Here is a 14,664-nt window from a genome sequence, read left to right as displayed (position 1 = left end):
GACCGCTATGGAGACCCTCCGCATCACGTCGCTCCCGGCCGAGAAGGCGCAGGCGGCGGCTATCAAGCGCGCCGAGCGGTGGGAGGACGGAGAGGAGGTCCCGAACGTCGTCAACTTCGAAGACCGTGGTCGTCTTCGGCAGTTGCTCACCGACCGACGGATGGAACTGCTCGAACAGGCTATCGAGAACCTACCCGAAAGCATCCGAGCCTTGGCTGCCCGCCTCGATCGCGACGTTCACGATGTCCATGACGATCTCCACCTACTGGCAGAGTACGACATCACCTACTTCGAGAAGGACGGCCGCGCAAAGAAGCCGTACGTTCCGTATGATACGGTCCGTCCTGAGGTCGAATTCGGTTTGGGCCGCGACGAAGGCTCAGAGTCGCCCGCAACGGCTTAATTGTTCAGCAGGAACAGAAATTTAGCTGAATGTAGGCGGTAAGCCCCCTTCCTCAATGAGCCGCCGAAGGCGGCGAGTAGGCAGGGGTAGTTTACCTCGCTTGGTACAGATTTTGATCACGTGTGTATTCCGACGGCAGCAGCTTTATGACGTTTTCAGACAAATACTGACATAGACAGACACTAATGCCGATCAGAATCGATTCCAGCGGAGGGGACACGCCCCCAGTTAAGCCGGGGACGAACGCCCACGAACTGCTCACAGTATTGCTTAACCATCCCGAGATGGGCTTCAGCCCCACGGAACTGACGGAACTGACCGACGTTCCGTATTCCAGCGTCCACAAGACCCTCTCCCGGCTCCGAGAGAAGGACCTCGTTCAGAAGGTTGATTCCTACTGGGCGGCTGCCGAGGACGTCGCCGCCTCGGAGATTGCGAACGTAGTGAGCCTCCAGCAGATCGAGGCCGAGTACGGCGATGACGCCTACGGCGACGATGACGAGTGGGCCGACGCCGCGCCGGACTTAGGAGAGAACGCGTAGGATGGCCTACGCACAAAGTAGTGTCACCCTCGCGCCAGCAACGTTCAAAAGCGGGGTCCGACCGTATCTCGTCGTCTCGAATCGAAACCGACCGTTCTTCGGCGATCGGTATACGGTTGCGGTCATCACGTCGACCGAGCGGGAGACAGCAGTTAAACTGACGGCAGATTCGCTCACCGAAGGCGAACTGAAGACGTATCCGAGTTACGTGAGTCCGTGGTCGCTGCATGTCTTTCCCCACCAAGAGATCACCAAGCGTGTGGCGGAGGTCGACGACTCAACCATGACTATAGTTACAGACGGTATACACGAACTGACCCGGGTACTGTGATTAACAGTTTGTAGGCGCTAAGTCCCCTTCCTCAAGGAGCGACCGGAGGGTTCGAGTAGGGAGGGGACACAGGGCCGTCATCACCTTGACACCCCCCGCGTTGAATTCAGTAATTCTCCGAGAAACCACCACTCACTGAGTATTTCAATAAAATTGACAAAGAAGAATGAGCGAAATTAACGCGACCGGCTACAGGCAGGACAGCCGCCGTTTCGCAGATACACCGACATCTCGGTGTTGGTCCCGCATGTTTTACAAATACATTCCGTCGTGACCTCTATTTCAGGCTCTGTTCCGTGTACTTGGTTGTGGGATACAGATTGTGAGATAATCCTAGTAGCAATCGTCTCTGTCTTTGTCTCGATCTGTTGTAAACTCGCAACTCGCGAGTGGATATCATCGATCTCACGCTCATACTCAGTATCACGATACTCTGTCAGATACGTGTGTATTGATTGATACGACACCATGTCTCCGCCGACTTCGTCGGTGTCTACTCCCCTACTATCGAGATCAAATCCTGTCAGCGGTTTCTCCTTGTCTTTGATGATCGCGGCACACTCCTCCACAAGTGATCTATCCCAGATGATACCCGCTTCGCGGAGTGCTGCATCGAGCACACGGATGTTGAAGAATTCCGCGAGTTCACGACAAGAGCGTCGGGTACTCTCGGGCTTTGTCCACTCCGCAACCATTTGGTCGCCAATGCCGTTGAGGTCGTATTTGTCGATTACTCTAACCACCTTCAGTCGTGTACTTGTGGCGTTACTCATCGTTATTGGACACGGCGAGACACAGGCGCTTATTCCGCTGTTCGACGCTGGGTGTGAGTTCTGAACGGCCCTCTTCACAAAGGGCGACGCAGATTTGTGTCTCCTCTTTGGTGAGCGGGCGCTCGCGGATGGCGTCGGTTGTACGATCGGTTGCTGGGCGCCTCACTGTGACGTACCCCGCGGTGAGAGGGGACGTCGGTGGTCGAGAAGCGATGCGGTCGGTGCGTAGTATTGTGGTGTCATGCGTGGTTCATGGGTAGTGGTTTCAAGCAGTGCGGCCGGTCGATGGCTGTGGTGAGTTTGTGCGTCAGTGGTTGCGGTGTAGTCCTCCCAGCGCAGTCGCCACTGGTTCACCGGAAGGGCGGTGTCAAAGCAAGTGACAGTCGGGGCCTGTTGATCCCGCGTGAGGATTCGATGTGGGTGTCGCCAGCCGACTCGAAGTGGAACCCACAGGGTGGGGGCGAAACCGACTGAATGTGTTCGTGAGCGATGCGTCAACAGCGGGAGCCAGGAATGGGGGTGACCGGGGTACGGCGACGGCTGCGGTGAGGCGTGACCGGGCTCGTCGGTGGTGACCCAGCGTCGGTGGCCATCCACCTGGACGGCCTGGACGCGTGTGAGCGCTTGGACAGCACCAATCCGGCGGTCATAGCTGCTGGCCGCAATGCCAGCCCGCTCGAGTAACTCTGAGCGACCAAGCGGCTCGTCGGCTCGAAGCAGGGTCGCATACAACGCCGTCGCCGTTGGCACGAGATCTGGGCGGAATCGCTCTCCAGAGAGCGTCGCCGCCGCCCGTTCAACCGCAGCCACCGTCGGTGATTGGGACTCGTTCAGCGCGCGTAGCAGGCTCACCACGACGTCGTACGGACACGCACGTCGCGTGGTGTCCGCCGGGCCGAACGAGCGTAGACAGAGCCGCACGAGCCGCTGTCGCTCGCGGGATGTCCACTGGGCGTCGTGGGTCATCACAATCTCGTCGATCACCCGCCGGATGGCGGGGTAGGTCGTCCCGTCGACGACCGGAATCGAGAGTGTGGGTACGGTTTCGGTGCCCTCCGCGATCGCCTCTCGCACCGCGGTGAGCTCTGACGTGAGCGCCTCTTGGATCGAATCGCGGAGGTCGGTGATTGTCGGACCCGCAAGCACCCACGACATCGTCAGATCCATCGTCGCGTCGGGCCCGACGTCGTATGGGAGCCGCCGCCGCAGTTTGGGCGGGCGGTCTTCGAACAACATGCGGTAGCCCGAGTGAACGCCATACACCGATTGTTTGGGCACCGTCTTCGCGAGGAACGTGCAGAGCTGCCGGCGTTGCGTCGAGTTTCTGGTGAGCGCCTCGGTGTCCGGGAGTCTGATCGTGGTCGTGAGATCAACATCGATTGCGTGATACAGGTGGGTAGCCGAGGCGACCAGCCCGTGGAGATCTTCGAAGAGTTCGCTGCGGGCGGCGGTATTGGTACTGTTCGTGTGTTTGGCGACACGAGCGAGGAGCGTATCGCGGACGGTCGTAATGCGCTCACGCCACGCCTCGTAGGTGTGTTCGTCTTCGCTGTACCAGCCAACTTGGTGGCCACGACACAGCACTCGTGGGGCGTCTTGTTCGAGATCACCGCGGTGGATTGCTTCGAATGCGCGGCCAAATCGCGACGGCGTCAGGATCTTCGAGAGCGCCTTATCGCTGAGTAAGACAGCCGCGAGACGTCCCAGGGTTGCTAAGGGCCCACCCCACTGGAGGACGACCTGCGCCTCGCCGGAGATGTGGCTCAGATACCCAACCCGGCCGTCATCGAACGGGGTTGGGGTGTCATCGACGAGCGTGACGCTATCGTCCTGGGCGGGGATTGTGAACCGGTCGTGTAGGTGGGTTTCATCGACGGTGTCGGGCCCCCTGAGCCACTGGACGAACTCCCCGTCGGCGTCGGGGTCACCCGTCGCCGCCAGCCACTCCTCGAGTGAGGGTGGGGTGTCACCTGTGGGGTCCCCCCGGCGGGGCGACACTGTACTTGTGACATCGTGAGTGGTCGCAGTAAGATCGTCAGTCAGTCGGCGTTGTTCGGGATGGACGAGGTCGTCGGCGGCGTCGAGATACCCAGCCACGGCCGTTTGACCGCGTTCAGAGAGTGTGACGCTGTGGTGGGTGCCTCGACGGTCGACGTCGACGAGCCCACGCGTCTCGAGATCAAGGATGTACCGGCTGACCGTCCCTGCCTCAATGTCGATCGCGTCGTCGTTTTCGAGATCCTGGTAGGTTCGCCCGGTGGTGGCGTCGAGATTGGTGAGGAGGCGTCGTTTCCCCGGTGTGCGTTCGAGCCCATCGAGCGCTTGCCAGGCGGGGTGGCGCTCGTCGGTGGTCGGCTCGTGGGACTGAACGCGGTGGGGATGAGGGTGGGACCCATCCCGGCTCTGCGTAAGATCGAGGTGGATTTCACACCACTGTGGGTACCGTCTGGTGAGGTGCCGCTGGAGCGCGGGAGAGACGACAACTCGAACGTCGAACCCGGCTGCGAGCACCGCGATGGCTGCGAGCGCGCGGACGCCAGTTCGGCGGTCGGTGAGATCGGTCCACGCCGCCCCATCGAGTGCGAGGGTGATCGCTCGGGGAGTAGCGTCGAATTCGCGGTGGAGCGCGACTGGGCCCTTTGCGAGTGCGCCAAGCCCGGCGTTGACCGCGCCGCGGCCGGTGCCGACTGTATGAACTGTGTCACGCAACTCGTCACGGCGTTGCGTGTGATATGACGACACGGTGTCGCCGTCGACGAGCGCCAACTCGGTAATCGCCTGCGTGTACGCGACGGCCTCGGCGGTCGCATCGTCCCACGTGTTCTCGAGAGAATTCCACTCCGGAAGGGTGGTATCGAGGAGTGACGTACTCGCCCGCCACGGGTTGGTGTGGGGTGTCTGGGTTCGGACTCTTTCTGTGGTCGCCTCACGAAGCTGGTCGAGGAGTTCGGGTATCCACTCGGTCAGCCGGGGCGAGACGCTTCCACAGTGGATCCCGGCGGCGTCATTCTGTGTGGTTGGGCCCACAAGATGGACGCCACGCTCGTGGCCCTGGCCGGCGGGCTGGAAGCGCCCGCTCTGGGCCTGATTGGGAGCCGGCATTACTTTGTTGGCTCCCAGCAGTTGACCACCGCGACAAGCCGCCGGAGGAGTTGCCGGATGTACTGGCGGACCGTTCGCGAGACTGGATCGACACCGCGGGCAGTCCGGATTGCGGCCGCGATATCTGGATGGCGTGTCTCGTCGATAGTCCGCGTGGCTCGTAGGAGGGCGGCCCTCACGCCGGCCGCGTCACTAGTGGTGCTCGCGGTGAGCGCCCGACGAAGGTGTACGATCGTCGCGTGGATGGCGTCCGGATCTACCGTTGGCTGTTTGGACTGACGCGTTTGGTGGCAGCCAGTCCTCCCGTGTTGAGGGAGCTCAGTGCGGGGTGGTGACCGCATTAGTCATCACCCTCCGTTGCCGCTGGGTTACTGACCGTCACCTGCGCCCGCGCCTCGCGCCGTCGCTGCCGTTGAGTCGCTGTCGGCGTGACCCGTTCGGCGAGGGGTGTCTCGGGCGGGAGCCAGCGGATCGTCGTCGTCGCTGGTACGCTCATGCCTAGCGGGACTGGCTCGACGAGAATCGGCCACGTGGATTGGGTCGCGGCGTCTGAGGCCATCCCGATACGCCCGGCGACGAGGAGTTCGTGGACGCCGAGCGTGAACACCTCCTGCTGGCGGTGTTCGGTATGTGCGCACACGCAGTGGCCGACCTCGTGGGTGCGCTTTTCGGCCGGCTTGTGGACGTATGCGACGACGTCGTCGCCCTCGGTGAACGTGCGCCCGCAGTGTTGACACGCCCCCGACGTGGACGCAAGCGACAGCTGATCGAGGCTTACGATGGTCTCGTCCGTGAGGGGACCTACGGGTGCGTCGGCGGGCTGCTGACTGTCCCGCCTCATGGCCCCCGATTCACGCTGGCGATCGATTGGCCACAGTACCACCCACACTGCGGGCAGACCCACCCGTTCACAAATCGGTTGACGAGCCGGTCGCACTGGCGGCACCGCCAGAGCTTCTTCATCATGCGTGAACCTCGACCGCTTGTTGAACGGTGATCTCGTCGAGGTCGCCGGTGAGGGTCTCGCGGGCGTCAAAGCGGAGATACGGTGGCTGGGTGCGATTCACGCTGTCTCACCCCTCACCCATGCGTCGCGTTCTTCGAGCGCGGTAGTTGCCGCCGCAGTAAGGCTGTAGCTGTTGGTGCGTCCGTCGCGTCGGCGTTTATTGATGAGTCCGTGTGCGACGAGTTCGTCGAGGTTCTGGTACAGGCGGCTGTGGTTGATCTCCTCGCCGTAGTAGGTTCTGAGATCCGTTTTCAGTGAGAGCCCACTCTGCTCGTCAGTCTTCGCGAGCGCACGCAGGAGGTCTCGTTGGAAGGCGGTGAGCCCGGCGACGACATCGACGTCGGTCGTCGCGCTCATGCGGCTCCTCCAGGATTCCCTTTGAAGTCTCTTACACTAATACGACCTGAATTACCGTGTTCAAGTGTGGGGACCTGGATTATACAACCGCTTGTCGATTTCTGGAGTGCTACATCTCCGGTCGTCGCGTAGGGCTTAAGCCCCATAGTTGCTATTGTCAGCATGGTTCTGTGTCGCAGCACAGAACCCGACCCGGCCGGGTGTTGTAGCACCGCGACCGGGATTCCTACATTTCATCGCGAGCCGAGGGTTCGTCACTCGGGCCCCGTAGTCCACGGTAAGAAACAGCGTGTCTTAAAGTTAACGACGTTTCTATTTGGCACCTAAGTTTCCGATCGTTGCTTTTGCGTGGAACGAAGTTTCCTCAAGGAAACCTTGTGTCTATGAGGAAGAGCGCTGACTGGATGACCATCTGGGATGACCGAATTCTTGAGATTATCCGTGATGAAGGGCCTACGTCCCCTACACCCCTTTCCGATCACCAGTATATTCATATCGGTAAGTCAGGAGTTTCCAAGCGCCTGAACCGGATGAAGGACCACGGGCTTGTGACGGAGCTTGGTAACGGAGTCTACTCGATCACCACCGAGGGTGAACGCTACCTAGATGGAGAACTCAACGCTGAACAGCTCAACGACCAATCCTCGAACGGAGACAAGAGCGCACAGGTGTGAAATGAAAAATCTGCGAACTGGATGGTCAGCGAGGACAATCGCGCACCCTTGAGTACCTCGACCGTGAGGGGCCGTCGTCGTGGTGAGAACTCGCTCACAACCTCCACTTCCGACAGCAGTTCGTTCGCACCCGGCTCCGTGTTCTCTCGAACTCTGCTTGGATCTCTTCTCACGATCGCCGAGGCCTCAACCACGTAGTCGACATCGGGCAGTTCGGTTGCCTTCAGCTGGTCAATCAGAGAGTTAGTCTTCGTCGCTGATACGCTCCATGTGTTAGTGACCATTGGGGCGCGGATCCTCGGGATCGACGTCGTCGCCCATTGTGTGCCCTCGTTGGGTCAGGCGTTCGCCTTCGGGCCCTGTCCGGACTTAGTCGTGAGCGGGAGGTCCGCGTCGATCTCGTCGTACCACACAACTGGGCGCTTTGCTCGGCCATTTTCCTCGAGTTCGACGAGGCCGTAGTCAGCCAGCTCGTTTACATTGTCGAGGACCTCTGGTGGGTTCCGATCAACGAGGCGAGCGAGCTCGCGGATGCTCTCTGGCTCGTGTTCGACGATCGCCTCCAAGAGCTCAAGATTGGTTGAGCGGAAGACGCGCCCGAATGTTTCGAGATTCTCGATTGACAGCGTCGGCTCGCTGGGGTCGACATCTTTGCCGGCGTCGATCGCTTCGAGGCGCTCTTCGAGGTCGCTACGGTCGGCGGACTTGATCTGAACGTGGAGTGTCTGGGTCATGGGTGAGTGTGGGGTTGTGGGTCGGAATTAGTCGCGGGTCTGTACGTCGGTCACGTACTTGAACGGGCTACCAGTCGTTGCGCTTCTCTTCTGGGAGCGCCGCCCGCCAGGCGCGGAAGATCTCCGCAAGGCCGGGGTAGTCGATCTCGAAGGTCTCACCGCCGAGGTGGAGTTCGTGGACGCCGTGGTGGTTGTCGAACCGGATGATCGGATCATCTGCGCCGGCTTCGCCGTAGTGGTAGGCGTACTTGATCCCGTCCTCGAACCGGTCTGAGGTCGGGACTGAAAGCACGCGTACCCGCGCAACGGTGCCGTCGGCGTAGGCTTCAATCTCGTCTTCAAGTACGGTGACATCATCGCTCATCCACACACGTGTAGACGCACCCTGTTCCGATAAGTGTTAGGGAAAACCCTAACAATAGCAAAGCAACAGATAGTATCCATGACGGCAACATCGAGCGATCGCTCTGTCAGCGGTGAGGCTATACTCAGATGTGGCTAGTGCCGTACTACTCGTCGTCGGAGTCGTCATCGACGAGACCTAGAAAACTGTCCGTTGCCTGTCTGAGCTACTGCCCGGCTGATGCCCTTCTCGAACAGATTCCAAGTATAGCTCGGCAATTGGAACGATATGAGTTAATCTTAACCTTAACTTTGACATCCTCCCCGCCCTGAAGGGCGAGGATTCCCGAGCGTTGGGATATTAAGATTCGCAACCCACCTGTTCGCTCGGTGCGAAACGCCCCGAGGTTTGGTTGAACAGGTAGGCTACTGGCCGTGCCAAACGACCGTTACTCATATCCTCAGTGGGAGGACTCTGAGTTATCTTTCTGTGAATGTTCACTGCGCCATTCACGTCTGCGTTCATCGTCGCTCCGCACGACTCACAGACGTACAACCCACGCTCCACGCGATTCGCATCACGCTTCCGACCACAACACGAACACGTCTTGCTCGTGTCTCGCTCGCTCGTGCGGTCAACGAGAATACCGTGTTCCTCAGCCTTGTATTCGAGCAACGTGGTGAAGCGGTCGAACTCCCATCCGTGGAGTTTCTTGTTCCCGCGCTTCCCCCAGTTCCGCGAGTCACCGTTTTTGTCCTCACGAATCCTGCTCAAGTCACCGATGGCGATGCGACCGACTTCGTGGTCGATACACTGCTCAACGATGTGTTTGGCGAGGGCGTGTAAGAAGTGGTCTTTCCGACGCGAGAGTCTCTGTCGGGCACGGAGCGCACGCTTCGATGGCCCGTTATCGCCCTCCGTGTCGTACTCGTCGCGGGTGAAGTAGTGCTTGTCCTGCTTCAAGACGTTCCCCGGATACAACTCGGCGTCACCGTCGTCGTAGGCGATGGCGAGGTAGTTGCTGATACCGAGGTCGATTCCAGCCGTGTTGTCGCCGGGTGCGTCCCCGACGGGAATTTCGACTTTACAGACGAGGTGAAGTTCCCAGCGGTCGCCGTTCCACACGGCTCGAACCTGCTGGATGTTCTCCACAGTCACGTCCGGTCGAGTCTTGTACGCTGCGAGGATGAAGTCAGAACGGTGGTTCTTCAGGTTGAACCCTTTGCTCAGACGGAGTTGGTTGTGCTTGGAATCGTGTTTGATGCCGTTCTGCTTCCACGTCACGGTGGAGCGTGGATGGTTGTCGCCTCGCTTCCGATAACCGGGAGGATTCGCGTCTGTATCACCGTTCTTGCGTTTTTTGAACCAACCGTTGAACGACTCAGCGAGTTCTTCAAGAACGCGCTGACTTGACTGAGAATGGAGGTCACTGTATCGTTCGTGGTCTTTTAATTCGCGCTTGAGGTCAGCTTCGGACGGAATCTCTCCCGTGTCATCCCATTCTTGTTGGATGTGGTAGCGGGCGACGTTCCACAGTTTGGATGCTGAGTGCCCGCAGTCATCGAGGTCGTCACTCACCTGTTGGTGGTTGACGATTTTTGCTAGATAGGTGCGGGTTGTCTCCAGCATCGGACTGTGTTCTTAAGGACTTATGAAAAATTTAATATTAAAAGTAACGACTGAGACGTGGAATATCCGGAAGTGCCATCGAACGTAGTTACTGGAGGGATTGTCGGCTGTATCCCCGCCCTGAAGGGCGGGGTTTTAGCCTTGTAACTTCCATAATATTAATCTAAAACACTCTTTCTACGATGCCTAGTGATGCTAAGTGGATCTCTCGCGAGAAGAGCGCGAAATACTAGAGTCAAACAGTCCTCGAACACAGCGGTTCGCTCACCTGTCGTGGTCAATATACCCGGCTTCCCATTCAGTCCGAGCTTCGATCTCTCTAGTACCCCGGCGAGTAGTGCTGTACTCGTTGGTCCGTCGGTCCCGCTGACTTTTTTCGATGAGTCCCTTCTCAACGAGCGTGTCGAGGTTGGGATAGAGCCGACCATGATGGATTTCTTTTTCATAGTAGTCCTCGAGCTCGTCTTTGATCGCGAGTCCGTGGGGGTCATCAAGTCCGGCAACTACGTACAGCAGATCGCGCTGAAAGCCAGTGAGATCGTACATGTCGCAATTTGCTCATTCGAGTTTTGAAACACTATTGGTTGTAATCTGATATTATAGAGGGCTCCGAACACGATTCCCAGACATACGCAACACTATATTTAGCCATTCTGTGCCACTAGATCGGCAAAATCGCGGTACACAGGTCAGTTATCGGCGCGGGCAGTGTTCAGCCGAGCACGCCGACTAATCAGAGCAACGCTCACAGCCGATCATCGAGTTCTAGGTTGGACCCGTCAGCTAGAATTGGATAAATCTCATCTGCTATTGTTCTCGCGTCATCCGGCATCAACCACCCAATAGAGCTAAAATCACCACTCCCTATCGATTGACTCGTGTAACCGCTTACTACGTCATCTATCTTCGAGATCGCTTCAGCCGTAAGCACATAAGAAGTATATCCACTACCTCCCTCGTCTCTGTACGGCATCTGGATGTCGATAGCACACTGTTGAGCCACGCTTTGATCCTGCCGAATCCGAATCTGTACACCTGACTCTAAGCGCTTCTCAGGAACAGATCCCAATTTATCCTGCTTGGCGAATGGAATATCGTGTTTCGGTGAGTTGGAGGCGTCGACGTCGACTTGTCTTGATTCAGGCGGCCACGGGACCGTGGTCGGGTCCATCCCACGTTTATAGCTTTGGAGGTAGATCATATCGTATTCGAACCGTTCGTAGAGTGAAACAAGCGCCGTATCGCAGTCGATGACGCACCTGTTCGACTCAACGAAGTCCATATATCCATGAATCAACTCCGTTGCTATCCCCTGTGAGCGATACTCTTCCCTCACGAACAGCCCAATCGGATGTGGCAGATCCGAATGCGGGTGATCCATACAATTCCGCCCGTCGACGTCTCCAACAAGAATCCCAGCTGGGTTTCCGTTTACTGCTCTCGTGGAGATGAAGTCGTGAGGGTGAGCAAAATACTGTCCATACTCATCTTCGTAGACATCGTGAGTAGTACTCTCGCGATGGTGGTCTACGACACTCTGGTCTACTGGGAACCCATCAAAGCCAGTATCGGAGCGGTCGATTAGTATCTGAACCAACGACTTCTCCGGACTATCAGTTACCATGGTTTATATCTCGTATTTTGGATCGGACTCCGCCCGGTCGACTATCCCGGCTGAGAGATGTAGACTCCACTGTGCGTCTCTTCTCTGAGGATATCTGCGGTTAGTTCTTCAGCTCGGTACGCGTCTGACTCGTGTTTGAACCACTGAATTGAGAGTAGCCTGGTCGGAGGAAACATCTGCGTGAAATTCGCGCCAGCTCCCCTACCAAGAGAGTGTTTCAAGAGACGGCTCGGAACATCCGTTGAGACGCCGACATAGACCAACCGCTGGTTTTTCTGAGCCTCGCCGACCCACGACACGTCATTCTGTAGACGGAGTTCTTCGCGGGCTACTCTCTGAGAAACAGTTTTCCATTGGCACTCGAGAACATACACTGCCTCAGTCTTATCGACCAAACCATTTGAGAACTCCTTCACCAGTTCAGCAGTCCTTCTCTGATCGACGTCGTGACACAGGCATTGAGTGGGACAGTCCCGATCAGATTGCTCTTCGAGGGCACTATTAATTCGGTCAGGAACTACGTTACGGACACGCTGAGCAAGCTCTTGGTCGGTCTGAAACCGAGGCTTAGGCTTGCCGGGTCCGAACATAATTCAAATCACATTTACCGCCACATAGTACCTAACTATCAGCAGTATACGCGATCGCCAAGACTGTCCCGGGATCCTCAGGATTACTGTAAACCTCAAACGGTGTCTCTATCTCTGTGGCATCTACCTCACGAACATCGATAATTCCCACCTGACTCAAATGCCTGATTTTCAGATAGAAATCGTTCGTTGTACCCGATTCCGAGATGACTGTTGGATGGTCTTCATCAATTGGGTACCTATCATAGAAATCCTCTGAATCCATCTTCTCCTTATCCTCAAAACGTTCTAATGCGCTGTCCCAGTCCGCCATATCGGTTTTATTAGCGAGTTCCCGTAGCGTGAATGCCTTATGGGGGTTGTTTCGCAGGAAATCCGTCACAATTTCTTCCGCAGTTGGCGGTTCAGTCGCGCTCTGCCAAGCATCTGAGCTTGTTTCAATCGGCATATGACTATCTAATGACTATTGATAAAAAGAGTAGCCAGACCGCGGTGTAAGTGTTCACAGGAGCAGACGTTTATAACTGGTTAGCAGCCAAACCTCCACATCGGTGCGTGGACTATCTTCGCTGGCGTCGTGTGGGGTACAACCGGCGCGTTCCATTTCGACCCGGTAGTAGGTGAGGTACACGCCACGCCGAGAGTTCTCATCGGCCTCGCTATCGGGCTTGACTACATCGGCCATGAGATCCCGGACCTCTGACGCGCTCGACGTCGGTAACCGGCGCGTGGGTTTATATGGAACTCGCAGGCGTCTCTGCGATTGGAGCATGAACATGCTCATCGACGCGTTCATCGGTATGTTTGGACCGCACACAGTCTTCGCCGCGCTCGTGGTATTCATCATGTGGGTGATACAGTACACGCGCGGCTGAGCCGCCGGCGGCAAGCGAACCGTTCTGTCGCCCTGCCACAACATTTCCGTAAACCACCCTTATCGGCCGATAATCGGCCGGTTCGGTGTCTTGGGGGAAGAATCCAGGACACCCCTTCTGGTCCTGAATAATAATCTGTTGGGAAACGTGTCTGACACGGGTCGTTGAGCAGAATATATTAGGTAGCCGAAAGATCTCTATCAGTAGAATAGCTCGGGTCAAAGGAGTACCATGCCCCCGGTCGAAAGTTGACCGCTCCGACCCTGACGGTGCTCCCGATTTTAAATGGGACCGACAAGATCGACTACATAATGTATGAGTCAGATCTTCAAGACGGGGTATCGAGCAGCATTATTGACGGCGATGTATCGTCGTTGAACCTCAGCATCACCGACAACGAGTTTGCTGTCATCGTTGACATTGGTGAGACTGACGCAGCTTACACGGCTGATGAAGCCCGTGAGCTAGCGACGAGTCTCAAATCGATATCTGACCAGCGATGGGATGTAGACAACGATGATATCGTGGAGTACCTCCGCGACTTAGCCGACGTGGTTGACAACGAGAAGTCAGTAAATGAAGTAGAAGAGAAGTGGGAAAGTAGAGAAGTAGATATCTCGGTATGATAGAAAAATAAACCGTTGAGCCTGCCGTCAGGCAGGTCTACGATCGCTTGTGTGTCGGAGATTGAGGGGGTAGAAGCGCTAGCGGTTGTTGATGTCCGTAGCCTCCTCTAATCGCTCGACGCGTTTGCGCAGCTCTTCGAGGTTGGGATCCTCGGCACGCGCATCCTGTAGCGGACGGACGTCGGTGAGTGCCTCGTCGACGCGGTCGTCTTCAGCTTCGCCGCCGAGGTAGAGGTCGCGCCGATCTTGGTGGAGACTCCGGAGCGTCGACTCGGCGATGCCGGTGTCGCCGGCAACAGTCGCGAACGACTCACCGCAATCGACACGGGCCAGGGCCTCGCGGACGTGTAGGAACTCGGCCGGATCAACGCGGAGATAGCCATCCTCGACAACGAACCCCGCAGGCGGTCTTCCAGTCCACTTTCCGGCAGACTGTGCAGCGCGGACACCAGACCGTATCCGCTGGAGCTTTTGTTGGTGTTCTATCTGGGCGAGGTCGCCCATCAATCGAGCGACCATGCTGTATATCGTCTGCTGGAGCTCACCGTCGTCGACGTGGATCTTCAGGCCGACGTCGAGGGCTTCGACGCCGGTGTCGTGTTCCAAGCAGTGCTGGATGAATTCGTGAATCTCAGTCGGGCCGAGGCGAGAGAGCCGACTGATTTCGTGAACGACCACGAGATCGAACCGTCCCGTCTCGACGTCGTCGAGGAGCTGGTTGTACACCTCGCGGGTGTCGGTGTCGGCAGCACCCGAGACGATTTCGGGATACTCTTCGATGTCTTTGACACCGAGACGCTCCAGATGTTCGTGGGCTTCATCGAGTTGCCGAGAGACATCCTGATCCGATGTCGAAACTCGGGCGTAGATTGCTGCGTCTGAGGGTCCGTTTTCGCTCACGTTTTCGAGGACGTGCTGTTATTTTAAACAAGTGGGGGTTACTGCGGTTCCGTGTATAGCACTACGTTTGCGTATCGAGAATTCATGCGAATGCGTCGATGGTGTCGGTATTGAGTGCGCTAAAATGTTCGATGGCAGTGAACGCGATGGTAGGG

Annotated in this window: 17 protein-coding genes; 5 read left to right on the top strand and 12 right to left on the bottom strand. The window is 57.4% G+C overall.

Annotated features, from left to right (window positions below):
• The first annotated feature begins 7 nt into the window (after positions 1–7).
• The 3 genes from ABDZ89_RS07880 to ABDZ89_RS07870 all read left to right on the top strand — a co-directional run bounded on the left by ABDZ89_RS07880 (position 8) and on the right by ABDZ89_RS07870 (position 1,276).
• On the top strand, positions 8–403 hold the full coding sequence (locus ABDZ89_RS07880; protein ID WP_343778044.1) for an HVO_A0114 family putative DNA-binding protein: 396 nt from the start codon (positions 8–10) through the stop codon (positions 401–403).
• A gap of 185 nt (positions 404–588) precedes the next feature.
• Positions 589–945 carry a MarR family transcriptional regulator gene (locus ABDZ89_RS07875; RefSeq protein ID WP_343778043.1) on the top strand — a complete coding sequence of 119 codons (357 nt, stop codon included), beginning with the start codon at positions 589–591 and terminating at the stop codon, positions 943–945.
• Between the two features lies 1 nt (position 946).
• Positions 947–1,276, top strand: coding sequence for a type II toxin-antitoxin system PemK/MazF family toxin (locus tag ABDZ89_RS07870; RefSeq protein ID WP_343778042.1), 330 nt, complete (start codon positions 947–949; stop codon positions 1,274–1,276).
• Between the two features lie 176 nt (positions 1,277–1,452).
• On the opposite strand, the gene rdfA is transcribed toward ABDZ89_RS07870, so the two are convergent.
• From rdfA to ABDZ89_RS07850, 4 genes are all read right to left on the bottom strand, one after another.
• Positions 1,453–2,049, bottom strand: coding sequence for a rod-determining factor RdfA (rdfA, locus tag ABDZ89_RS07865; RefSeq protein ID WP_343778040.1), 597 nt, complete (start codon positions 2,047–2,049; stop codon positions 1,453–1,455).
• Positions 2,050–2,211: 162 nt separating this feature from the next.
• Positions 2,212–5,151, bottom strand: coding sequence for a plasmid replication protein RepH (locus ABDZ89_RS07860; RefSeq protein WP_343778038.1), 2,940 nt, complete (start codon positions 5,149–5,151; stop codon positions 2,212–2,214).
• 340 nt (positions 5,152–5,491) lie between these two features.
• The gene (locus tag ABDZ89_RS07855; protein WP_343778037.1) at positions 5,492–5,992 is read right to left on the bottom strand and encodes a DUF8112 family protein; all 501 of its coding nucleotides are present in this window, start codon (positions 5,990–5,992) and stop codon (positions 5,492–5,494) included.
• Positions 5,993–6,214: 222 nt separating this feature from the next.
• Entirely contained in the window at positions 6,215–6,514 is a 300-nt protein-coding gene (locus ABDZ89_RS07850) for a helix-turn-helix transcriptional regulator (protein WP_343778036.1), read from the bottom strand.
• Positions 6,515–6,918: 404 nt separating this feature from the next.
• Between ABDZ89_RS07850 and ABDZ89_RS07845 the strand changes: the two genes are divergently transcribed.
• On the top strand, positions 6,919–7,188 hold the full coding sequence (locus ABDZ89_RS07845; RefSeq protein ID WP_343778035.1) for a helix-turn-helix domain-containing protein: 270 nt from the start codon (positions 6,919–6,921) through the stop codon (positions 7,186–7,188).
• Between the two features lie 338 nt (positions 7,189–7,526).
• Here ABDZ89_RS07845 and ABDZ89_RS07840 read toward each other — a convergent pair whose 3' ends face one another.
• The 7 genes from ABDZ89_RS07840 to ABDZ89_RS07810 all read right to left on the bottom strand — a co-directional run bounded on the left by ABDZ89_RS07840 (position 7,527) and on the right by ABDZ89_RS07810 (position 12,556).
• On the bottom strand, positions 7,527–7,922 hold the full coding sequence (locus ABDZ89_RS07840; protein ID WP_343778034.1) for an HVO_A0114 family putative DNA-binding protein: 396 nt from the start codon (positions 7,920–7,922) through the stop codon (positions 7,527–7,529).
• A gap of 67 nt (positions 7,923–7,989) precedes the next feature.
• Positions 7,990–8,286, bottom strand: a complete 297-nt coding sequence (locus ABDZ89_RS07835; RefSeq protein WP_343778032.1) for a toxin-antitoxin system TumE family protein — start codon at positions 8,284–8,286, stop codon at positions 7,990–7,992.
• Positions 8,287–8,625: 339 nt separating this feature from the next.
• Positions 8,626–9,894 carry an RNA-guided endonuclease InsQ/TnpB family protein gene (locus ABDZ89_RS07830; protein WP_343778029.1) on the bottom strand — a complete coding sequence of 423 codons (1,269 nt, stop codon included), beginning with the start codon at positions 9,892–9,894 and terminating at the stop codon, positions 8,626–8,628.
• A gap of 264 nt (positions 9,895–10,158) precedes the next feature.
• Positions 10,159–10,440: a helix-turn-helix transcriptional regulator gene (locus tag ABDZ89_RS07825; RefSeq protein WP_271955471.1), complete on the bottom strand. Its 282-nt coding sequence runs from the start codon at positions 10,438–10,440 to the stop codon at positions 10,159–10,161.
• A gap of 199 nt (positions 10,441–10,639) precedes the next feature.
• Entirely contained in the window at positions 10,640–11,518 is an 879-nt protein-coding gene (locus tag ABDZ89_RS07820) for a GNAT family N-acetyltransferase (RefSeq protein ID WP_343778027.1), read from the bottom strand.
• A gap of 41 nt (positions 11,519–11,559) precedes the next feature.
• Positions 11,560–11,934: a GIY-YIG nuclease family protein gene (locus ABDZ89_RS07815; RefSeq protein WP_343778025.1), complete on the bottom strand. Its 375-nt coding sequence runs from the start codon at positions 11,932–11,934 to the stop codon at positions 11,560–11,562.
• Between the two features lie 205 nt (positions 11,935–12,139).
• Positions 12,140–12,556, bottom strand: coding sequence for a hypothetical protein (locus ABDZ89_RS07810; RefSeq protein WP_343778024.1), 417 nt, complete (start codon positions 12,554–12,556; stop codon positions 12,140–12,142).
• A gap of 738 nt (positions 12,557–13,294) precedes the next feature.
• On the opposite strand from ABDZ89_RS07810, the gene ABDZ89_RS07805 reads away from it, so the two are divergent.
• Positions 13,295–13,609 (top strand): hypothetical protein, encoded by a 315-nt coding sequence (locus tag ABDZ89_RS07805; protein WP_343778023.1) that lies wholly within the window; start codon positions 13,295–13,297, stop codon positions 13,607–13,609.
• A 78-nt stretch (positions 13,610–13,687) separates the two neighbouring features.
• Here the strand turns inward: ABDZ89_RS07805 and ABDZ89_RS07800 are convergent, their stop codons facing one another.
• Positions 13,688–14,509 carry a recombinase family protein gene (locus ABDZ89_RS07800; protein ID WP_343778021.1) on the bottom strand — a complete coding sequence of 274 codons (822 nt, stop codon included), beginning with the start codon at positions 14,507–14,509 and terminating at the stop codon, positions 13,688–13,690.
• Between the last annotated feature and the right edge of the window lie 155 nt (positions 14,510–14,664).

Origin of the sequence: Halorubrum ejinorense (assembly GCF_039522565.1) — an archaeon.
Lineage (GTDB): Archaea > Halobacteriota > Halobacteria > Halobacteriales > Haloferacaceae > Halorubrum > Halorubrum ejinorense.
This window is presented reverse-complemented; position numbering and strand designations above follow the sequence as displayed.